The sequence below is a fragment of the Actinomadura fibrosa genome (genome assembly GCF_900659615.1).
GTDB lineage: Bacteria > Actinomycetota > Actinomycetes > Streptosporangiales > Streptosporangiaceae > Spirillospora > Spirillospora fibrosa.
Genome location: NZ_CAACUY010000048.1, coordinates 1 through 19,426 on the forward strand (window position 1 = coordinate 1; position 19,426 = coordinate 19,426).

Here is a 19,426-nt window from a genome sequence, read left to right on the forward strand (position 1 = left end):
AGGACCCAGCCGCGCGGCCCGTACGCGCCGCCCGCGAGCCGCTGCGCGCCCGGTTCCTCGCCGGTGCCGGTCGCGCGGGTCCAGGACGCGCCGTCGCGGGTGCGCCACACGGCGGCCTCGCCGCCGACGCTGCCGAGGGCGAGCACCGTCCCGCCGCCGGACACGAGGCGGGTCACCGTGCGGTCCGGCGCGACCGCTCCGGGCACGGCGAGCAGGTCCACGTCACCGCGCCGGGCGCCCGGCGCGGCCAGGTAGCCGCCCGTGTCCTGCCTTCCCGCGACGAGCACGCCGTCGGGGAGGGGCGCCGCGGCCTCCGCCGTGCGCCCGCCTCCGCCGTCGAGCCGTTCCACCTCCTGCCAGCCGACGCCGTCCGCGCTGCGCTGGACGCCGAGCCGCCCGTCGGTGAGCGGGACCAGCGCCGCCAGGCCCGCCTCCGAGCCGCCGAGCGCCGCCAGGCGGGCGTAGTCGCGCCCGCCGATCACCCCGGCCCGCGACCAGGCCGCCCCGTCCGCCGACCAGGTGACCACCGCCCCGAGCGAGCCGCCGGGACGGCCCTCCCGCGCCGCGAAGAAACCGCCCGGCCCGGACGCCAACGCCACGACCGGGCCCTTCGACCCGTCGCTCTGCGGGACCTGCGCGCGGGCCCACGCGCCCCCGCCGCCGGACGACCGCCAGACGTCGCCCCTCTCGTCCAGCGCGACCAGGACCTCACCGCTCGCGGCCAGCCGTACGGGGCGCGCCGGAACGAACGCCGCGGTCCGCCTCCAGGCGGCGCCGTTCGCGGAGGTCCACAGCAGGGACCGCCCGTCCCGCGCCGTTCCCGCGGCGGCGAACCCGGTGGCCGTCGCGGTCACGGCCGCGACCCGGTCACCGCCGTCGAACGCCGCCTCGTCGCGCGGCCGGCGCGTCCAGTTCCGCCCGTCGGGACTCGTCCACACGGCCGTCCCGGCGGGACCGTCGCCGAGCGCCGTCCACCCGTGGCCGCCCGCCGCGACGACGCGGGGCACGTCGGCCGAGGGATCGTCGCCTCCCCGCACCTGGGCGGTGGCCCACGTCCGGCCTCCGTCGGACGACGCGAGGATCTGCCCGCGCGGCCGGTCGATCGTCTCGCTCCCGACCGCCACCGCCGTCGGGCCGCGCACCGCGACGCCGGTGAGGTCCTGCGGGTGGCCGTCGTAGAGCGCGGGCCGCGCGGCGAAGATCCCGTCCGCGGGACGTGCCGGCGCTCCGCCCGCGGTGTCGTCGTCGCTGCCCGCGTACACCACGGCACCGGAGACGAGGACGGAGACGGCCAGCAGGAGCAGTCCGGACCTCCGTCCCGGGACGGTCGCCCGCGGTGCCTTGGGAGGCGTCGGTTCGGCGCGCGGGCGGTCGAAGGTGACGCTGGTCGTCCGGCGGCGCCCGGACCATCCCCGCCTTCCCCGCGCCGCGCCGGCCGGACGCAGCCAGGGCTCGTCCCGCCGGGGGATCTCCTTCGGCAGGTCCGGGGGGAGGACCGAGGCCGGCCCTGGCGCGACGAATCCCCGCCCTGGCAGGAAGGTGCCGGCCTGGTGCCCGTCCGGCGGCGTCGGCTCGTCCAGGGGGTTCGCGTCGGGGCGCGTGGGCGGCTCAAGCGGCGCGGGCGGGACGGGCGCAGGTGCGGTGGACGCCGCGGGCGGTACCGGCGGCGGTACGGGCGGCGTGGGCGGCTCCGCGGGAGGCGGGGCGGTGCGCCAGCTCGCGACGAGCTTGTCGTCGTCCGTTCCGTCGGAGGACGGGCGCGACGGAGGGTCGTGCCCCTGGTCTCGATGCGGTTCGGCCGTGCTCACCCTCGCCCCCTGTACGGCAGCGCAGGGGCGAATTCTATGAAATGGGTGTGATGCGAAGGAAGCGTGCCGGACCGGTTCCCGGGGACGGAAACCGCCTTAATGACAGACCATGATCCATGGGGTCAGGTGCCGGGGCTCCCCGTTCCCGGCCGGCCGCGCCGGGCCGGGGTAGCACCCTCAGGCCAGCGCGGCGTGGACCCGTCCGACGTGCTGGGCGGCCTGGAGGCAGGCGACGCGGTCGGCCGGGTCGGCGCTCCGCGAGGTGGCCGTGACGAGGGCCTGGGAGAGCAGCAGCGTGAAGCGCGACAGCGTGTCGGCCAGGTGGCGGCCGGCGTCGCCGGTGGACGGACGCAGGGCGGGGGCCCCGGCGAGCGCCCACCAGGCGTCGCTGGCCTCCTCGACGGCGGCGCGGTAGGCGAGGCCGTCGCCGCTCTCCGCGAGCGCGGTCGCGGCCCTTTCGAGGAGTTCGAGGCCGTCGAAGGTGGCGGCGAGGAGTTCGCGCAGCCCGTCGGCCGAGCGGATCCGCCCGCTGGCGTAGGCGAAGTGGTCGTCCATGAGGTTCCTCTTTCTGAAAGCAACCGCGATGGATTCGGACCACTAAAGATGCCGGGGCCGCGCTCTCTCGTCAATCATTGTTGTCGCGTGTCGGGAGTGTCGCTGGAAGTTGAGTGATCGCCACCGGGCGCCCGCTCAGCGCGGTGCGGCGGCGAAGCGCCGCGCCAGCGTGCGGAAGGACTCCTTCGGTTCCCAGTGGCCCGTGGTCCGGTACGCGAGGGCGGGGTCCGAGGACACCTTCACCAGCGAGAAGCCCGCCATGTCGAGGTCGTGCTCCGGCTCGGGGGAGTACGGGGAATCGGGCTCGATGAAGTCGTAGACGAACGCGCCGTGCACGCCCTCCGCCTCGTAGATGTCGAGAAGCTCGGCGATGTAGCGGGCCTGCCCGGCCTCGTCCCGGACGTATCCCGCCGGGACGACGGGCGGGTCCTGCGTCCAGTCGACGATGTCGAATCCGTCGCCGCCCCGCTCGCCGGCGCCCCGGTAGGTGCAGCAGCCGAACTCGGTGATCACGACCGGCTTGCCGAAGCGGTGCAGGGCCCGCACGTCCCGGGCGTAGGTCGCCTTGTTCGACGCGTCGCGGTAGAGGTCCACGCCGACCGCGTCGAAGCCGCGCCACGCGACGGACTCCCAGACGCCAGACGTGTAGGTGAGCCGCCCTCCGAAAAGCGGCCGGACGGTTCGCAGTGCCCGAGCCAGGAACGCGTTCAGCCGCTCGTTGTAGCCCGCTCCGGCCGGGGTGCCGAGGTTGGCCGCCCGCTCCCGCCAGTCCTTGCCCGGGACGAGGCCGTCCATGAAGATCGTCAGCTCGCAGCCCACCGAGATCCCGATCCCCGGGTGCCGCCGCCGCAGCCGCTCGGCGGCCCGCGCCACGGACGCCAGGAACCGCAGCGTCGCCCGCGCGTCCCGGTCGAAGTGGCGGGCCTCGATCCACACGTAGAGGCCCTCGGCGGCCGCGGTCTCCGCCGCGAACACGAGCCGCCGCAGGTCGGACCCGAGCAGGATGAGCGCGTTGCAGTGCAGGTCGCGCCGGATCGCCCTGATCTCCCGGCGCACGTACGCGTGCCTCCACACCTCGCGCTCGGTGTCGTAGTTGACGCCGCGCTGGGCGAGCGGGCCGCCCCGGCCCGCGCGCGTCGCCGCCATGGCCTGGACGGGACCGCCGTACCAGAGATCCCGGCTCCGTCCGGCGCCGATGACGGCGGTCGCCGCCGCGGCGCCGGCGAGCAGGGTCCGCCGGTTGACCGGGATATGGCGCTTCATGTCGACTCCTCGCTGATCGGGCCGCCCGAGCACGAGTCTCGCGAGGACGTCCCGCCGCGGGCATCGGCCACCGGCCCATGCGGCGGTGACCAAAGTCGCCCGGACAGCCCGCCGTGTCGCGACCAAAGTCGGTGACCGGTCCGCCGCTCTCACGATCAACGGACGAGCATGCGACACATCCGCTGTCGGGTGATTCGGCCGCCCACGTCCGCTGTCGGGCGATCCGGTCGTCGCGTCTGGCGTCTGGCGTCTGGCGTCAGGGCAGCAGGCCGTGCTCGCCGGCGAGGTCGAGGGCGGCCTGGGCGGCGGGGGCGAGGAGGTGCCGCTCGCCCGGGCCGACGTACCGGTACTCGTCGACCTCCCCGGCCGCCGCCATGGCGCCCCGGTAGCCCGCGGTGAAGCACGCCATCCGCACGTGCGCGAAGTCGGGCTGGTCGTGCGCGGGCGCGCGGACCACGCCGAGCTCGCGGAACGACCGCTCGTCCAGCTCCAGGTCCAGTTCCTCGCGGACCTCCCGCGACAGCGCCGACCAGTCGCTCTCGCCCGGCTCGCGCTTGCCGCCCGGCAGGTACAGCAGGTCGCGGCCTCGCGAGCGGACGGCCAGCATCCGCCCTCCGGACACCTGCACCCAGGCGACGACGTCGAGATCCACCGGCTCCATGTGATCAGTCTGCCAGCCCGGCGGCGCCGTCCCCATCGGGTTTCCCGTCCACCCGCAGGGTCACGGTGTCGCCCGCCCGGAGCTCGGTCCGCTCCGCGGCGGAGCCCTGGTTCACGGCCAGCCCGAGCTGCCCGGACGAGTCGACCCACAGCAGCGGCTCGCCCGGGGTGACGCTGCCGTACGTCTCCTCGAACGTGGCGCGAAGCGTCCCGCCCGGGTGAGTGACGCGCAGTGCGGTGCCGTACTCCAGCGGGCCGAGGGCGGCGGCGAGGTCGTCCGGGCGGGCGTGCAGGATCAGGCTGCCGAACCGGTCGACGTACAGGGCGGCGGCGGTCAGCGCGCCGCCCCGGACGACCGGCGCCGGGACGTCCAGCGGCAGCAGGTCGCCCGCGGGCGGGCCGAGCCGGGCGATGTCCACGCCGCGCGCGAGGTGGGCGGCGGCGGGAGAGAAGATGTCGCGCCCGTGGAAGCTCGTGGACACCTCGGGCAGGCGGAACTCGGGTTCTTCAAGGCAGTGCGCCCGGACGACGCCGCCCAGCGCCTCCGCGGCCGGGACGAGCAGGCCGTTGTCGGGGCCCACGAGCACGTCGCCGCGCCCGGTCTCCACCGCGACGGGACGGCGGGGCGTCCCGACACCCGGGTCCACGATGCCGACGTGCACGCCGACCGGCAGGTACGGCAGCGCCTGGCGCAGCAGCATCGCCCCTTCGGCGATGGCGTAGGGCGTCACCTCGTCGCTGAGGACGAGGACGGTGGCCTGGGGCGCGATCCGGTGGACGACCCCGGCGCAGATGGCCGTGTAGGCGGCGCCGAAGTCGGTGGCGAGGCTGACGAACGGGCGGTCATCGGGCACATCAGAACACTACGACCGTCTCAGCGGTGCCGGGACGGCGGTTCCCCGCACCCAAGCGGCCCGCCGGAAGGCGGAGCGGCCCGCCGGAAGGCGGCACGGCCTGCCGGGAGGCGGAGCGGCCTGCCGGAAGGCGGAGCGGCCTGCCGTGAGGCGGAGCGGCCTGCCGGAAGGCGGAGCGGCCTGCTGGGAGGCGGAGCGGCCTGCCGTGAGGCGGCGCGGGGGCTCCCCACCACACCGCGCGGGGCGGAAGCGTCAGATGAACAGGATGCCCACCAGGCCCAGCAGCATCGTCAGCGCGGTCGCCAGCAGGATGGACACCGGGTCGGCGACCGTGTGGCCCGCGCGGAGCCGCCGCCGGCGCGTCCGGAAGCCGGCGCGGGCACGGCGCAGCTGGAGGGCGGCGCCACCGCAGACGACCGCCGCGGCCGCGGCGGCGCCCGGCTCGGACGGGGCGAGCCGCACGCACAGCAGGCCGGTGGCGATCAGCGCGAGCGTGGTGCGGGACCAGGCGAGCGCCGTCCGCTCCGGCTGGGCGCCGCGGTCCCAGAGCCTCACCGGGTGGCCAGCAGCGCGACCAGCAGGACGACCGCGGCGGCCGCCAGCCCGTACGACATGATCGGCGCGAGTGCCGGCGGCGGCAGCGTCTCGGCGCGCCGCAGCGCCCGCTCGGTGCGCAGCCAGCGGCGGAACGCCAGCGCCGCGACCAGCGCCCCGGTCCCCGAGAAGCCGATCGCGAGCCCCTGCCGCAGCGGCGCGCCGACCAGCTCGCCGCTGAGCGCGACGCCGATGCCGCCGGCGATCAGGGCCAGCGCCGTCCGGATCCAGGCGAGGAACGTGCGCTCGTTGGCCAGGGTGAAGCGCGGGTCGGGATCGCTGCCCTCGGCCAGCAGGCGGTCGGTCCACCTGCCGCCCGGGGGGTCCGGGGGTCGTGTCGCCGTCATCGGGAGGGGCCGCTCCGCACTGCTCGGTACGCGCCGGCGAATGCCGGGCACGGCATTCATGTTAAGCGATTCAGTCGCGGGCCCGATATCGGAGGAAAGGGAGGTCAATTCCCATTCAAATGACCGGGATTGACGGCAACATGCCTGGTGGCGGCGTCAGCCGGTGCCGAAGCGGCGCGCCGACGCGTCCTCCTGGGCGAGGCGGTGAAGGGCCGTCAGCACCTGTTCGTAAAGGACCGTGGAGACGAGCAGGGAATGGACCGTCCGGGCGCGGGAGGCCCCGTCGGTGACCCGGCCGATCTCGTGCTCGGCCACCTCCCGCGCCGCGCGCACGTAGGGCCGCAGGTCCGTCAGCGTGATCGGGAAGCCGAGGCGGCGCAGCGCCACGAAGGTGTGCGCGAGCAGGTCGCGGGCGGGCGCCCGCTCCGTCACGTTCCAGCCGAGCTCGCGGACGAGGGCGTCGACGTCCTCGCGGGCGGCGCGCCAGTTCGGGTCCTGCGGGGCGGCGACGTGCGGGCCGATCGCGTACTGCGTGGTGCCGAACAGCTCGTGCAGGCTGACGGTGTCGTCCTCGATCGCGGTGATGATCTGCTGGATCGCCGCCACCGGCAGGTCGCCGACCTCGCGCAGCGCGCTGATCAGGCGGAGCCGCTCCAGGTGCCGCCGGTCGTACTCCGAACGCGTCGCGCTCACCGCCGAGCCCCGCGGGAGGAGGCCCTCCCGGATGTAGAACTTGATCGTCTGCACCGTCAGGCCGCTGCGATCGCTGAGCTCGGAGATCTGCACCGCGCACCCCCTTGGCTTCTGCGCCCACGGTAGCCAGGGTGCTCGCTTGGATACCGGCACTATCCAAAGGGGCGCGTGGAATGGGGGTAAATCTCACGACTGCGGGTGATGGCGGCCTCAGCCGTCGGTGACCGCCCTCAGCCGGAGGTCGGCGATCGAGCGGCCCGCCTCGACGGTGGACGGCCCCGGCGGCAACTCGTCCAGCGGGACGCGGACCGTGACCTGCTCACCCGGCCCCGCCTCCGCGACCGCGAACCCCGCGAGGCGGATCGGCGCGTCCTCGGACGAGGCGTAGCACTGGACGACCTCGCGTCCCGCGCGCCCGCCGGTGTTGCGGACCGTAACTTCCGCGACGCCGTCCGCGACGGTCAGCGACGAGTACTCCCAGTCCGTGTAGCCGAGGCCGTGCCCGAACGGGTAGGCGACGTCGGACGGCGGGTAGTGCCGGTAGCCGATCGCGGTGCCCTCGGAGTAGGCGAGGACGCCGTTCTCGTCCGGGACCGGCGACAGCACGCCGTCCTCGGTGGCCGGGAAGGTGGTGGGTAGCCGCCCGCCGGGCTCGGCCGCGCCGGTGAGGACGTCCGCGATGGCGTCGCCGCCCTGCTGGCCCGGCAGCCACGCCCACAGGACGGCGGCGACCTCGTCCCGCCACGGCATCAGGACGGGCGCGCCCGCGTTCACCACCACGATCGTGCGCGGGTTGGCGGCGGCGACGGCGGAGACGAGCTCGTCCTGGCGGCCGGGGAGGGCCAGGGACGCGCGGTCGAAGCCCTCGCTCTCCACGTCGTCGTTCGTCCCGACGACCACCACGGCCGCGTCGGCGGCGCGGGCCTCGGCCACCGCGGCGGCGAGCTCCTCGTCCTCGGGCAGGCGGGGCGCGGAGTAGCCGATGCCGAGCGCGAGGCCGAACCGGCCCGGCGTGACCGTGTGCCGCAGCTCGACCGGGACGGCCCGGCCCGCCGCGAGCTCCACCTCGACGCGGTGCTCCGGCGGCCGCATGATCGCCTCGACCGGGTCGCCGCCGCCGAGCGAGAGCGTCACCGCCTCGCGCGCGTCCGCGACCCGCAGCTCGAAATCGCCGACGCCCGCGACCGCGAAGGTGTGCGTGCCGTCCTCCTCCGGCGTCATCTCGGCGCGGACCACGAGATGTGCCGTGCCCTCGGGGACGCCGTCCAGGAGGATGAAGAACGCGGCCTCGCGGTGCTCGGATGCGAGGAGGCTGCCGTTGGCGTCCAGAAAATCGAGCCGGACGCCCCGCTCGCCGGTCTCGGGATCGGTCGCCAGGGCGATCGGGAGCGGCGCCAGCCGCAGGTGCGGGTAGACGCCGGACCGGACGGTCAGCTCCGTGCCGTCGCCGAGCGCCCGCCGCAGCCCCTCCACCGGCGACACGACGTGCTCGGGGTTGACGTGCGCGCTGCCGCCGCCCTGGGCGCTGAAGCGAACCGCGTTCGGGCCGATCAGCGCGACCCGGCCCGGCGCGTTCAGGGGCAGCGCCCCGCCCTCGTTGCGCAGCAGCACGGCGCCGCGGACGGCCAGGTCGCGGAGCCGGTCCCGGGCGTCCGGCGGGGTCGTCGCCCGCGGCGGCTCCGGCGCGCCCTCCAGCGCGCCGACGCGCGCGGCCAGCCGCAGCAGCCGCAGCACCTTGTCGTCGATCAGCTCCTCGGCGACCCTTCCGTCCCGGACGGCCTCGACGAGCCTGCCGCGCCACCGGCTGGACGGCAGCCCCGGCATCTCCAGGTCCGTGCCCGCGTTCGCGCTCGCCTCGGTGGAGCGGACCGCCGTCCAGTCCGACATCACGACGCCGTCGAAGCCCCAGCGCTCCTTCAGGACGCCGGTCAGCAGCGGCCGGTTCTCGGTCATGGGAGCGCCGTTCACCCCGTTGTAGGCGGCCATCACCGCCCACGCGCCCGCCTTCACGGCCTCCTCGAACGGGCGGAGGTACAGCTCCCCGAGCGCCGCGTCGCCGATGCGCGCGTCGTAGGACATCCGGGCCGTCTCGGAGTCGTTGCCGACGAAGTGCTTGACGGTCGCCGCGACGCCCGCGGACTGGACGCCCGCGACGAACGCGGCCGCGACGCGCGCCGTGAGCAGCGGATCCTCGGAGTAGTTCTCGAAGTGCCGGCCGCCGAGCGGCGTCCGGTGCAGGTTCACGGTCGGGGCGAGCTGCACGTGGACGCCCCGGTCGCGCGCCTGGGCGCCGTGCAGCCGCCCGGTCCGCTCGGCGAGTGCGGGGTCCCAGGTCGCGGCCAGCGCGGTCGGGCACGGGAACAGCAGGCTTGTGCGGCGCTCGTCCCAGCTGGTGCCGCGGATGCCGCTCGGGCCGTCCGACAGCACCAGCCGCGCCAGCCCGATCTTCGGGACGGGGTGCAGCGTCCAGAAGTCGGCCCCGGTGAGGAGGTTCACCTTCTCCTCAAGGGTCAGCTTCTCCAGCCGGGCGCGCAGGTCCGATGCGTCGATCGCCATACCACGACCTTAGGCACGGATCGGACGGCGTCCAGCGGCCGGGGTCGCTCCGGAGCCCCGTGGACGGCGCTCAGGAGGCGGTGCGGCGCATGCCTTCGGAGACCTTCTCCGCCGCCGCCACCACCGGGCCCGCGTGGAGGCGGCCGGGGGAGCGGGTCAGGCGTTCGAGCGGCCCCGACACGGAGACGGCGGCGATCACCCGTCCGCCCGCGCCGCGGATCGGGGCCGACACCGACCCGACGCCCTGCTCCCGCTCGCCGACGCTCTGCGCCCAGCCCCGGCGGCGGACGGACGCGAGCGTGGTCGCCTCGAACTTGGCGCCCCGCAGCCCCCGGTGCATCCGGTCGGGCTCCTCCCAGGCCAGCAGGATCTGCGCGGCCGACCCCGCGGTCATCGGGAGCGCCGCGCCGACCGGGATGGTGTCGCGCAGGCCGCTCGTGCGCTCGGCGGACGCCACGCACACCCGGACGTCGCCCTGGCGGCGGAACAGCGAGGCGCTCTCCCCGGTCAGGTCGCGGAGCTGCGCGAGGATCGGCTGGGCGATCGCGAGCAGGCGGTCCTCGCCGGCCGCGACGGCGAGCTCGGCGAGCCGCGGGCCGAGGATGAAGCGCCCCTGCGGGTCGCGGTGCACGAGGCGGTGGTGCTCCAGCGCGACGGCCAGCCGGTGGGCGGTCGGGCGGGCCAGCCCGGTCGTCTGGACGAGCTGGGCGAGGGAGGCCGGGCCGGCCTCCAGCGCGTTCAGGACGAGAACGGCTTTGTCAAGTACGCCGACTCCGCTAGAGTTGTCCATGACTTGATATTGCCGTCTCGTAATTTGAGATGCAAATCGAGGTGACACGGACCGGTGGGCGCGCGGCGCCGACGATGACCAAAGGTGAGGTGGAGCATGGGCCGTACATTGGCCGAGAAGGTGTACGACGCGCACGTCGTGCGGCGTGCCGAGGGTGAGCCGGACCTGCTCTACATCGACCTCCACCTGGTCCACGAGGTCACCAGCCCCCAGGCGTTCGACGGGCTGCGGATGGCCGGCCGTCAGGTCCGCCGCCCCGACCTCACGATCGCCACCGAGGACCACAACGTCCCGACGACGGACCTGCTCAAGCCGATCGCCGACCCCGTCTCCCGGACCCAGGTCGAGACGCTCCGCAAGAACTGCTCCGACTTCGGCATCCGCCTGCACCCCATGGGCGACGACGGCCAGGGCATCGTCCACGTCATCGGCCCGCAGCTCGGGCTGACCCAGCCGGGCATGACCGTCGTCTGCGGCGACTCGCACACCTCCACGCACGGCGCTTTCGGCGCGCTCGCCTTCGGCATCGGCACCAGCGAGGTCGAGCACGTCCTCGCCACCCAGACGCTGCCGCAGATCAAGCCGAAGACGATGGCCGTGACCGTGGACGGCGCGCTGCCCGAGGGCGTCACCGCCAAGGACCTCATCCTGGCGATCATCGCCCGGATCGGCACCGGCGGCGGCCAGGGCCACATCGTCGAGTACCGCGGCGAGGCCGTCCGGGCGCTGTCGATGGAGGGCCGCATGACGGTCTGCAACATGTCCATCGAGGCCGGCGCCCGCGCCGGGATGATCGCCCCCGACGAGACCACCTTCGCCTACCTCAAGGGCCGCCCGCACGCCCCCCAGGGCGAGGACTGGGACCGCGCCGTCGAGTACTGGACGTCGCTGCGCACCGACGACGACGCCGTGTTCGACAAGGAGGTCGTGATCGACGCGGCCGAGCTGACCCCCTTCGTCACCTGGGGCACGAACCCCGGGCAGGGCCTCCCGCTGGGCGAGTCCGTCCCCGACCCCGCCTCCTACACCGACCCGGCCGCCCGCCAGGCCGCCGAGCGGGCCCTGGAGTACATGGGCCTGACCGCCGGGACACCGCTGCGCGAGATCGCCGTCGACACCGTCTTCGTCGGCTCCTGCACCAACGGCCGCATCGAGGACCTGCGGGCCGTCGCGGGCGTCCTCCAGGGACGCAAGGTCGCCGACGGCGTCCGGATGCTCGTCGTCCCCGGCTCGATGAAGGTCAAGCAGCAGGCCGAGGAGGAGGGCCTCGACGAGGTCATCTCCGCCGCCGGCGCCGAGTGGCGCGAGGCCGGCTGCTCCATGTGCCTCGCCATGAACCCCGACAAGCTCACCCCCGGCGAGCGCAGCGCCTCGACGTCCAACCGCAACTTTGAGGGACGGCAGGGCCCCGGCGGCCGCACCCACCTGGTGTCGCCCGCCGTCGCCGCCGCCACCGCCGTCACGGGCCGCCTGGCCGCTCCCGCCGACCTGTAAGGACCTCTGGATCCATGGAAGCGTTCACCACCTACACCGGGCGCGCGGTCCCGCTGCGCCGCAGCAACGTCGACACCGACCAGATCATCCCCGCCGTCTGGCTGAAGCAGGTCAGCCGGACCGGCTTCGACAAGGGCCTGTTCTCCGCCTGGCGCGAGGACCCCGGCTTCGTCCTCAACCAGCCCCAGTACGCGGGCGCCGGGATCCTGGTCGCCGGCCCCGACTTCGGCACCGGATCGTCCCGCGAGCACGCCGTCTGGGCCCTCCAGCAGTACGGGTTCCGCGTCGTCATCGCCCCGCGCTTCGGCGACATCTTCCGCAACAACTCCACCAAGATGGGGCTGCTGCCCGTCGTCCTCACCGGCGAGCAGGTCGAGGACCTCCAGACCGCGGTCGAGCAGGACCCCGCCCTGGAGATCACCGTGGACCTGGAGAAGCGCGAGGTCCGCTACGGCGCCGACACCGCGTCCTTCGACATCGACGACTACACCCGCTGGCGGCTCATGGAGGGCCTGGACGACATCGGCCTCACCCTCCGCCACGGCGAGGCGATCACCGAATACGAGCAGCGCCGCCAGGGCTGGCTGCCCGTCACCGTCTGATCCCGGCCACTCCGCCGACCCTTCCGGCCCCGGCCCGGTCCGCCGCACGACCACGGCGAACCGGGCCTTCGGCGACCCCGGATGCATGGACGCCCCCTCCCGGCGGGGACAATCACGTTGGTACGCAACCCGTGTGCGAACGTTGGGGGCTTCAATTGAGCACGGTCCCGTGGACCGAGCCGGAGTGGGACGACCCGGTACTGACCCGGCTCGCCCAGCGGCTCCGGGAGGCCCACCGCGCCGTCGCGCCGCTGCCGCCGGACACCCGGCGGCGCCTCATCCGCCACCTCCTGGCCATCACCGACCTGGCCAAGAGGGACGCCGACCTGGCCGCCCGCAGGCTGGACGCGTTCCTCGCCGATTTCCAAGACGCCCCCGACGTCCGTTAGCGTGCGCAGTGGCCGGATCCGGTCCGGTCACCGTGCGAGACGGGGGCGAGGCCGACAAAAACGCCAGCGACACGGCAACTCTTGCGTGCAGGTGATTGTGTCCATGCTGGAGGTCCCTTAGTTTCGTTCGGGCAAGGGGGGAACTAGAGGAGTAACCCATGAACAAGCGTGAGCTGGTCGACGCCATCTCTGACCGGCTGGGCAGCAAGAAGGCCGCAGCCGAGGCCGTCGACGCCATCCTGGAGACGATCCAGACCGCCGTCGCCAAGGGCGACAAGGTCGCGATCACCGGGTTCGGTTCGTTCGAGAAGGCCGACCGGCCTGCCCGTACGGCCCGTAACCCCGCAACGGGCAAGACCATCGATGTTCCCGCGACGTCCGTGCCGAAGTTCAAGGCCGGTGCGGACTTCAAGAACCTCGTGGCAGGCAAGAAGTAGCCTCACCGCGTCAGCGCCCGGGACCGTTCCGAACGGTCCCGGGCGCTGTCTTATTGCAAAGCCCTTGGCGTCAGGCCCTGGCGGGCCCTCCTTCAACGGGCTTTGCGGCGATCGCTGGCATCGCTTCGGCTCGCCTGGCGGCTCACTTCGCGATCAAGTTCTCGCTTCGCTCGAACTTGGCTTCGCACGCGATCGCAACGCTCCGGTCCGCGACGGCCTGGGTTCGGACTCTGTCGCCGGCTGGGCCAGGTGATCCCCGTCCGGTCTGCGGCTCGGCATGGCGAAGGTGAGCCTTCGGCCTGCGCCTCGGCTGTGTCCGGGCCGGTGTCAGGTGGGGGTGGTTGGGGGGAGCGGGAACGTTGAGAGGGTTACCGCTGAGATTCGGGCGCCGTCCAGGGCCAGGTTGACCCGTTGGCCGAAGCGCAGTAGGCGCAGGCCGCCCGCCGCGAACGCTTCGGCGTCGAACGGCAGTTCCGTTCCGTCGTCGAGCAGCACGCTGCCTGAACGCGTCTCGGCGTCGTAGGTCCGTACCGTCCCCTGCATATGCGGCACCCTATCCCCGCGGGGTCATGCCGGGGCGTTCATGGCGGGGAGGCGGGCCGCTACCGCGGCGGTGCGGGGGCCTGTGCCCAGGGCCAGGGCGGCTCGTAGATCGTCCGGAGTGTCCACATCTCGGCGTACGCTGTCGATATCGCCGAGAAGGAGTTCCTTCGCCCCGCGCGCCCGGTGCGCGGCACGCGAGTCACCGCCGAACGCGGGGGAGAACGGGACGCCCGGACGCGCGGTGTAGAGGGTCGTCCCGATGCCCGCCGCGTCCGGAACGAACGCTTCGGGGGCCTTTTCGGCCGCCCGGAGCACGCGGGCGAGTTCGTCCGGCCGGAGTGCGGGCAGGTCGGCCGAGAGCGCGCCCACGCCCGCGTCCGGGAACAGCTCCCGGCCACGGCCGGCCCCGTGCACCAGGGCCGGGTTGAGGCCGGCGTCCGGTTCGTCGGGCACGATCCGGGCGCCCAGGGCGGCCAGCTCCGCGGCTGGGAGGGGATCGTCGGTGACGACTATCACGTCGCGGACGCCGTCGCAGCGCAGCGCGGCGGCGACCGTGTCGGCCGCGACCGCGAGCGCGAGGTCCCGCCGGTGCGGGCCCGCGGCGGCGGACATGCGGGTCTTGGCCCGTGCCAGCACCTTGACCGGTACGACGAGCGACCACTGGAGATGAGGCGCGCTGCGCGCTGCTGTAGACATGGCAACTCGACACTATGCGCAAGCAACCGCGAGACTTGAGGACACCCCATGGACAGGCGGGGTACGGAACGAGGAGGGACGGGCATGAGCCACGGGTATTCGCCGGCCTGGCGGAAGCTCACGATCGTCATCCTGCGCCCGCTGCTTTTCGGGCTGCTGAAGCGGGACTGGCGCGGCCGGGAGAACGTCCCCGCCACCGGCGGCCTCATCATCGCGGCCAACCACATCTCCGAGTCCGACCCGCTGGCCCTCGCCCACTTCGTCTACGAGGCGGGGCGCTACCCCGTCTACCTGGCCAAGTCCACGCTCTTCGACGTGAAGCTCCTCCGTGGCGTGCTGCGGGGCACCGGCCAGATCCCGGTGTACCGCGACAGCGCGGACGCCGCCCTCGCGCTGCGGGACGCCGAGCAGGCGCTGCGGGACGGCGAGTGCCTGATGTTCTACCCGGAGGGCAGCTGCACCCGCGACCCCGAGTTGTGGCCGATGACCGGCCAGACCGGCGTGGCGCGGATGGCGCTGAAGACCGGCGCGAAGGTCGTCCCGGTGGCGAGCTGGGGCGCGCATGAACTGCTGCCGTACAAGAAGGGCGAGCAGAAGGGGCTGGCCGCGAGCTTGAAGAAGGGCTTCCACCCGTTCCCCCGCAAGACCATGAAGGTGATCGCCGGGCCGCCGCTGAACCTGTCGCGCTACGCCTCCGAGGCGCCCAGCAAGGAGACGCTGCGCGCGGCCACCGACGAGATCATGGCCGCGATCGCGGGCCTGCTCGGCGAGCTGCGCGGTGCGGAGCCGCCCGCGGAGTTGTACGACCACCACAAGGTCCTGGAGGAGCGCCGCCGGGCCGCGGCCGAGCCGGACGCCGTCGCGGCGCCCGACGCGGTGGTGTCCGAGGCCGCCGAGGTTCGGAAGGGGGACTCGTGACGTTCCGCAGCGCGGTGATGGGCTCCGGATCCTGGGGCACGACGTTCGCGAAGCTGCTCCACGACGCCGGCGGCGAGGTGACGCTGTGGGCGCGCCGCCCGGAGGTCGTCGAGGCGATCAACGAGCGGCACGAGAACACCGACTACCTGCCCGGCGTCCCGCTTCCCGAGGGGCTCCGGGCGACGCTCGACCCGGCGGAGGCCCTCGCGGGGGCCGACTTCGTGGCGCTGGCCGTCCCGGCGCAGACGCTCCGGCAGAACCTTTCCGGCTGGGTCCCGCTGCTGCCGCCGGAGGCCGTCCTCGTCAGCCTGATGAAGGGCGTCGAGCTCGGCACCACGCGGCGGATGTCGGAGGTGATCCGCGAGGTCGCCGACGTGCCCGAGGAGCGGGTCGCGGTGTTCAGCGGCCCCAACCTGGCCCGCGAGATCGCGACCGGCGAGCCGAGCGCGGCGGTCGCCGCCTGCGTGGACGAGGACGCCGCGCGGGGCCTCCAGGCCGCGACGATGACCCCGTACTTCCGCGTCTACACCTCCACCGACGTGATCGGCTGCGAGCTCGGCGGGGCGATCAAGAACATCGTCGCGCTGTGCGTCGGGATGTCGGTCGGCCTCGGGTTCGGGTCCAACACCCAGGCGGTGCTGATGACGCGCGGGCTCGCGGAGATCGCGCGGCTCGGCGCCGCGCTCGGCGCCGACGAGCACACCTTCGCCGGGCTCGCCGGGATGGGCGACCTCGTCGCGTCCTGCATCTCGCCGCTGGCGCGCAACCGCACGTTCGGCGAGAACCTCGGCCGCGGCATGACGCTGGAGCAGGTCATCGCCGTCACCAAGCAGACGGCCGAGGGCGTGAAGTCGTCCGAGGCGGTGCTGGAGCTCGCCGGCAAGCACAACGTGGAGATGCCGATCACCGAGGCGGTGACCGCGGTGCTGTACCACGGCATGCCGATCAAGGAGGCGGCGATCTCGCTGATCTCGCGCTCGCCCAAGCCGGAGCGCTACGGCGTGTGACCCGTGGGGCGGGGACGGATCCGGAAGGCCGCGCCCCGGCTCCCGGCCGCCTCGCTCGTGGCCGACCCGGGGTGATCACCGGTAGGGTCGGGCATCATGTCCCAGGTTTCTCGCAAAGTTCGTGTGGCGGTGGTGTTCGGCGGGCGCAGCTCCGAGCACGCGATCTCCTGCGTCACCGCGGGCGCCGTCATGGCCGCCATCGACCGGGACCGCTACGAGGTGATCCCGGTCGGCATCGCCCGGGACGGCCGCTGGGTGCTCGCCCCCGAGGACCAGACCCTGGCCATCGAGGACGGGCGGCTCCCCGAGGTCAGCGGCGAGGGCGCCCCGCTCGCGCTGCCCTTCGACCCGGACGGCCGCGGCCTGCTGGTCGTGGAGCCGGGCCGGGTCCCGGCGACGCTGGGCGAGGTCGACGTCGTGCTGCCGCTGCTGCACGGCCCGTACGGCGAGGACGGGACGATCCAGGGGATGCTCGACCTGGCCGGGGTCCGCTACGTCGGCGCCGGGGTGCTGGCCAGCGCGGTCGGCATGGACAAGGGCTTCATGAAGCTCGTCTGGCAGGCGCAGGGGCTGCCCGTCGGCCCGTACGTGCTGATCGGCGACCGCGAGTGGCGGCGGGAGCGCAAGCGCAAGCTCGACGAGGTCCGGGAGCTGGGCCTCGCGGACGGCCGCGCGGTGTTCGTCAAGCCGGCGCGGGCCGGGTCGAGCATGGGCATCAGCCGCGTCACGTCCGAGGACGGCCTGGAGGCCGCGATCGAGGCGGCCCGCGAGCACGACCCCAAGGTGATCGTCGAGGCGGCGATCGAGGGCCGCGAGATCGAGTGCGGGGTGCTCCAGGGTCTCGACGACGGACCGCCCGAGGCGAGCCTGCCCGCCGAGGTGCTGATGGGCGGCGGCCGCGACTTCTACGACTTCGAGACCAAGTACCTCGACGGCGCCACCACGATGGCGATCCCGCCGGACCTCCCGCCGGAGGCCGTCGAGGAGGTCCGGCGCATCGCCGCGCAGGCGTTCGACGCGCTCGACTGCGAGGGCCTCGCCCGGGTCGACTTCTTCCTCACCCCCGGCGGCGACTGGATCCTCAACGAGATCAACACCATGCCGGGCTTCACCCCGGCGTCGGCGTTCCCGCAGATGTGGGCCGCGACGGGGCTGGACTACCCGTCCCTGGTCGACCGCCTGATCCAGACCGCGCTGAAGCGCTCCACCGGCCTGCGCTGACCTCGTCCTTCACGCGCCGTACGGGATCCAGCCGCGGTCGGCGAGGGTGGTCGCGTCGGTGGCGCGGGCGCCGGACCGGGAGAACGTCCACAGGGTGCCGCCGATGACGAGCGAGCGCTGGATCGAGGAGCCGTAGTCCTTGCCCGGGTGCCCGATGGTCCCGGCGTGCTTGATCCCGGTTCCCGTGATCTTGAGGACGAGCGCCTCGCCGGCCCCCGTCGCGGACTGGATGACGGGAACGACCGTGAGGCCCGTCGCGGGCCAGTACAGGAACGCGTGCGGATCGAAACCGACCCCGGACGAGGCGCCCGGCAGCGTGAAGGCGCCCACCCGGCGCGGCGCGCCGCCGACGTCGAACAGCGACGCCTGCATGCCGCCGGCCGTGCCTGCCGCGTCGGCGTCCTGGCCGATGCCGAGCAGCCGTCCGTCCGCCATCGGATGCAGGTACGCCGAGTACCCCCTGATCTTCAGCTCGCCGGTGAGGCGCGGACGGTCCGGATCCGCCAGATCGAGCACGTACAGCGGATCGACCTGCCGGAACGTCACCACGTACGCCAGCGCGCCGAGGAACCGGACCGCGTAGATGCGCTCGCCCTTGCCGAGCCCGTCGACCCGTCCGGCCTGCTCCAGCCGCGCGCCCTTCTGCGCGAGCACGTACACCGAACTCTGCGACGACGCGGACCTTCTGCTCGGCTCCCCGGTCGTCGTCGTGGCCAGGCGCAGATCGCCGTGGAACTCCGACATCGCGTACTGGTTCAGCAGGCTCCCTTGGACTGAGCCGGACGCCGCGTATCGGGGCCGTCCGGGCTGGCTGACGTCGAACTTGTGGACGTCCGTGCGGTACACGACCGGCCCCGGATCGGACTCCGGCTTGCTGAAGTCCACCGGCCCCGGCGGCGGGGGAGAGGCGATGTAGAGGCTGGATCCGGTGCCGTAGACGTGCGGGACCGCGGTGTTCAGGCCGTCGGCGGAGACGGAGACCGGCGACGGGTCGCGGAGCCCCCGCGCCAGGTCGAACGTCAGCACGCTGAACAGGCCGGCTCCGGCGTACGCGGCGGGATGGCCGACCTGGTCGCAGGGCGTCCGATAGGTCACGGCCTGCCCGCCCTCGTTCACGGTGAACGCGGGCAGGAAGGCGTCGAGCGGGGCCTTCCACACCTCGACCCGGTTGCGCTCGGTCGCCTCCTTCCCGCCCTCCTGCGGCGAGGGAAAGGCGATGCGGGGCGTCGACCGAAGCACGACGCGGACCACCGTGCCGTTCTGCCGCGCGTCCAGGTACGCGGCGTCGGACGTCATCGTTCCGATGACCTTCGGGGCGCCGGACAGGTCGATCAGCGTCAGGTCGGTCCGCGCACCGATGGGGGCGGGCCGCCCGCCGGGGCCGACGTCGTCGACGGCCATGAGGGAGCGGGAGGTCAGCACGAGGGCGCGGTCGCCGCTCAGCAGCAGCTGCCCGGCGCCCTCGGGATCCCAGCGGTGCTCGCGGTCGCGGAGATCGAGGGTGTGCGTCACCTTGCGCGTCGCGGGGTCGATGACCCGCAGGCGGCCGGCCGCGAGCGCGATGATGCGGCGCCCGTCGGTCTTCACGGTGTCGGGCTCGTCCGCGTCCGGCTCATGGGCGTTGGTGTTGGAATGGGCGGGTGCCTGCGCTTCGGCCCGTCCCGGGACGCCCGGCGCCCCGAACGCCGTGTCGCCGTCGGGCAGGCGGGTCCGTGCCCAGCCGTCGAGCCCGTAGGGGCCGACCTGGTCGGCGGTCGCGCGGCGCAGGCCGTCCAGCACGGCGTCGCAGCCGCTGTAGTTGACCAGCCGGATCCGCTGCGGCTCCACCGGCCCGGGGCGCGCGGGCGTATCGGAGGAGCCGGTGCAGCCGAGCGCCGGAAGCACGATCGCGGCCGACGCCGTCAGAGCGAGCAGACGGGCACGCATTGACCTTGGACGCTCCGGTGGCCTCCGGGGTTCCCGAGGATCCCGGGATTTCCCGGTGATGCCCGCCTTACTC

At 73.9% G+C, this 19,426-nt stretch carries 19 protein-coding genes and 1 pseudogene; 7 read left to right on the forward strand and 13 right to left on the reverse strand.

The genetic code is table 11. The annotated features are described in order from the left end of the window. From E1300_RS18565 to E1300_RS18610, 10 genes and pseudogenes are all read right to left on the reverse strand, one after another. Positions 1 to 1,808: pseudogene (locus E1300_RS18565) on the reverse strand (hypothetical protein); the annotation flags it as partial. Positions 1,809 to 1,985: 177 nt separating this feature from the next. Further along, entirely contained in the window at positions 1,986 to 2,363 is a 378-nt protein-coding gene (locus E1300_RS18570) for a hypothetical protein (RefSeq protein WP_131758284.1), read from the reverse strand. Positions 2,364 to 2,498: 135 nt separating this feature from the next. Beyond that, positions 2,499 to 3,626: a glycoside hydrolase family 113 protein gene (locus E1300_RS18575; protein ID WP_131758285.1), complete on the reverse strand. Its 1,128-nt coding sequence runs from the start codon at positions 3,624 to 3,626 to the stop codon at positions 2,499 to 2,501. Positions 3,627 to 3,882: 256 nt separating this feature from the next. Further along, positions 3,883 to 4,287: an NUDIX hydrolase gene (locus E1300_RS18580; RefSeq protein WP_207399832.1), complete on the reverse strand. Its 405-nt coding sequence runs from the start codon at positions 4,285 to 4,287 to the stop codon at positions 3,883 to 3,885. A gap of 4 nt (positions 4,288 to 4,291) precedes the next feature. Then, positions 4,292 to 5,140: an SAM hydrolase/SAM-dependent halogenase family protein gene (locus E1300_RS18585; protein ID WP_131758287.1), complete on the reverse strand. Its 849-nt coding sequence runs from the start codon at positions 5,138 to 5,140 to the stop codon at positions 4,292 to 4,294. A gap of 252 nt (positions 5,141 to 5,392) precedes the next feature. Beyond that, positions 5,393 to 5,695: a DUF202 domain-containing protein gene (locus tag E1300_RS18590; protein WP_131758288.1), complete on the reverse strand. Its 303-nt coding sequence runs from the start codon at positions 5,693 to 5,695 to the stop codon at positions 5,393 to 5,395. After that, positions 5,692 to 6,081, reverse strand: coding sequence for a YidH family protein (locus tag E1300_RS18595; RefSeq protein ID WP_131758289.1), 390 nt, complete (start codon positions 6,079 to 6,081; stop codon positions 5,692 to 5,694). The genes E1300_RS18590 and E1300_RS18595 overlap by 4 nt, the downstream gene beginning before the upstream one ends. A 156-nt stretch (positions 6,082 to 6,237) precedes the next feature. Then, positions 6,238 to 6,867 carry a MerR family transcriptional regulator gene (locus tag E1300_RS18600; protein WP_131758290.1) on the reverse strand — a complete coding sequence of 210 codons (630 nt, stop codon included), beginning with the start codon at positions 6,865 to 6,867 and terminating at the stop codon, positions 6,238 to 6,240. 117 nt (positions 6,868 to 6,984) lie between these two features. After that, entirely contained in the window at positions 6,985 to 9,330 is a 2,346-nt protein-coding gene (locus E1300_RS18605; RefSeq protein WP_131758291.1) for a glycoside hydrolase family 3 protein, read from the reverse strand. A gap of 70 nt (positions 9,331 to 9,400) precedes the next feature. Beyond that, positions 9,401 to 10,120 carry an IclR family transcriptional regulator gene (locus tag E1300_RS18610; protein WP_131758292.1) on the reverse strand — a complete coding sequence of 240 codons (720 nt, stop codon included), beginning with the start codon at positions 10,118 to 10,120 and terminating at the stop codon, positions 9,401 to 9,403. 96 nt (positions 10,121 to 10,216) lie between these two features. Between E1300_RS18610 and leuC the strand changes: the two genes are divergently transcribed. The 4 genes from leuC (at position 10,217) to E1300_RS18630 (ending at position 13,042) form a co-directional block, all read left to right on the forward strand. Further along, positions 10,217 to 11,614, forward strand: coding sequence for a 3-isopropylmalate dehydratase large subunit (gene leuC / locus E1300_RS18615; protein ID WP_131758293.1), 1,398 nt, complete (start codon positions 10,217 to 10,219; stop codon positions 11,612 to 11,614). A 14-nt stretch (positions 11,615 to 11,628) separates the two neighbouring features. Beyond that, a complete protein-coding gene (gene leuD / locus E1300_RS18620; RefSeq protein ID WP_131758294.1) occupies positions 11,629 to 12,216 on the forward strand; it encodes a 3-isopropylmalate dehydratase small subunit in 588 nt (195 codons plus the stop codon). Positions 12,217 to 12,371: 155 nt separating this feature from the next. Then, positions 12,372 to 12,605, forward strand: coding sequence for an SCO5555 family protein (locus E1300_RS18625; protein ID WP_131758295.1), 234 nt, complete (start codon positions 12,372 to 12,374; stop codon positions 12,603 to 12,605). Positions 12,606 to 12,763: 158 nt separating this feature from the next. Next, complete coding sequence (locus tag E1300_RS18630; protein ID WP_131758296.1) at positions 12,764 to 13,042, forward strand: HU family DNA-binding protein; 279 nt, start codon at positions 12,764 to 12,766, stop codon at positions 13,040 to 13,042. Between the two features lie 327 nt (positions 13,043 to 13,369). On the opposite strand, the gene E1300_RS18635 is transcribed toward E1300_RS18630, so the two are convergent. Together E1300_RS18635 and cofC are read right to left on the reverse strand one after the other, a co-directional pair. Further along, complete coding sequence (locus E1300_RS18635; RefSeq protein WP_131758297.1) at positions 13,370 to 13,585, reverse strand: cold-shock protein; 216 nt, start codon at positions 13,583 to 13,585, stop codon at positions 13,370 to 13,372. Positions 13,586 to 13,609: 24 nt separating this feature from the next. Next, on the reverse strand, positions 13,610 to 14,281 hold the full coding sequence (gene cofC / locus E1300_RS18640; RefSeq protein WP_131758298.1) for a 2-phospho-L-lactate guanylyltransferase: 672 nt from the start codon (positions 14,279 to 14,281) through the stop codon (positions 13,610 to 13,612). A gap of 84 nt (positions 14,282 to 14,365) precedes the next feature. On the opposite strand from cofC, the gene E1300_RS18645 reads away from it, so the two are divergent. From E1300_RS18645 to E1300_RS18655, 3 genes are all read left to right on the forward strand, one after another. Then, positions 14,366 to 15,199, forward strand: coding sequence for a lysophospholipid acyltransferase family protein (locus E1300_RS18645; RefSeq protein ID WP_131758299.1), 834 nt, complete (start codon positions 14,366 to 14,368; stop codon positions 15,197 to 15,199). A 17-nt stretch (positions 15,200 to 15,216) separates the two neighbouring features. Next, positions 15,217 to 16,206: an NAD(P)H-dependent glycerol-3-phosphate dehydrogenase gene (locus E1300_RS18650; protein WP_131758326.1), complete on the forward strand. Its 990-nt coding sequence runs from the start codon at positions 15,217 to 15,219 to the stop codon at positions 16,204 to 16,206. 96 nt (positions 16,207 to 16,302) lie between these two features. Continuing rightward, positions 16,303 to 17,427 (forward strand): D-alanine--D-alanine ligase family protein, encoded by a 1,125-nt coding sequence (locus E1300_RS18655; protein WP_131758300.1) that lies wholly within the window; start codon positions 16,303 to 16,305, stop codon positions 17,425 to 17,427. Between the two features lie 9 nt (positions 17,428 to 17,436). On the opposite strand, the gene E1300_RS18660 is transcribed toward E1300_RS18655, so the two are convergent. Beyond that, positions 17,437 to 19,353: a beta-propeller domain-containing protein gene (locus E1300_RS18660; RefSeq protein WP_131758301.1), complete on the reverse strand. Its 1,917-nt coding sequence runs from the start codon at positions 19,351 to 19,353 to the stop codon at positions 17,437 to 17,439. Between the last annotated feature and the right edge of the window lie 73 nt (positions 19,354 to 19,426).

Coding starts and splice junctions, on each gene's coding strand:
- E1300_RS18570 (WP_131758284.1), bottom strand. CDS start 2,363: ATGGACGACCACTTCGCCTACGCCAGCGGGCGGATCCGCTCGGCCGAC.
- E1300_RS18575 (WP_131758285.1), bottom strand. CDS start 3,626: ATGAAGCGCCATATCCCGGTCAACCGGCGGACCCTGCTCGCCGGCGCC.
- E1300_RS18580 (WP_207399832.1), bottom strand. CDS start 4,287: ATGGAGCCGGTGGATCTCGACGTCGTCGCCTGGGTGCAGGTGTCCGGA.
- E1300_RS18595 (WP_131758289.1), bottom strand. CDS start 6,081: ATGACGGCGACACGACCCCCGGACCCCCCGGGCGGCAGGTGGACCGAC.
- E1300_RS18605 (WP_131758291.1), bottom strand. CDS start 9,330: ATGGCGATCGACGCATCGGACCTGCGCGCCCGGCTGGAGAAGCTGACC.
- E1300_RS18610 (WP_131758292.1), bottom strand. CDS start 10,120: ATGGACAACTCTAGCGGAGTCGGCGTACTTGACAAAGCCGTTCTCGTC.
- leuC (WP_131758293.1), top strand. CDS start 10,217: ATGGGCCGTACATTGGCCGAGAAGGTGTACGACGCGCACGTCGTGCGG.
- leuD (WP_131758294.1), top strand. CDS start 11,629: ATGGAAGCGTTCACCACCTACACCGGGCGCGCGGTCCCGCTGCGCCGC.
- E1300_RS18630 (WP_131758296.1), top strand. CDS start 12,764: ATGAACAAGCGTGAGCTGGTCGACGCCATCTCTGACCGGCTGGGCAGC.
- E1300_RS18635 (WP_131758297.1), bottom strand. CDS start 13,585: ATGCAGGGGACGGTACGGACCTACGACGCCGAGACGCGTTCAGGCAGC.
- cofC (WP_131758298.1), bottom strand. CDS start 14,281: ATGTCTACAGCAGCGCGCAGCGCGCCTCATCTCCAGTGGTCGCTCGTC.
- E1300_RS18645 (WP_131758299.1), top strand. CDS start 14,366: ATGAGCCACGGGTATTCGCCGGCCTGGCGGAAGCTCACGATCGTCATC.
- E1300_RS18650 (WP_131758326.1), top strand. CDS start 15,217: ATGGGCTCCGGATCCTGGGGCACGACGTTCGCGAAGCTGCTCCACGAC.
- E1300_RS18655 (WP_131758300.1), top strand. CDS start 16,303: ATGTCCCAGGTTTCTCGCAAAGTTCGTGTGGCGGTGGTGTTCGGCGGG.
- E1300_RS18660 (WP_131758301.1), bottom strand. CDS start 19,353: ATGCGTGCCCGTCTGCTCGCTCTGACGGCGTCGGCCGCGATCGTGCTT.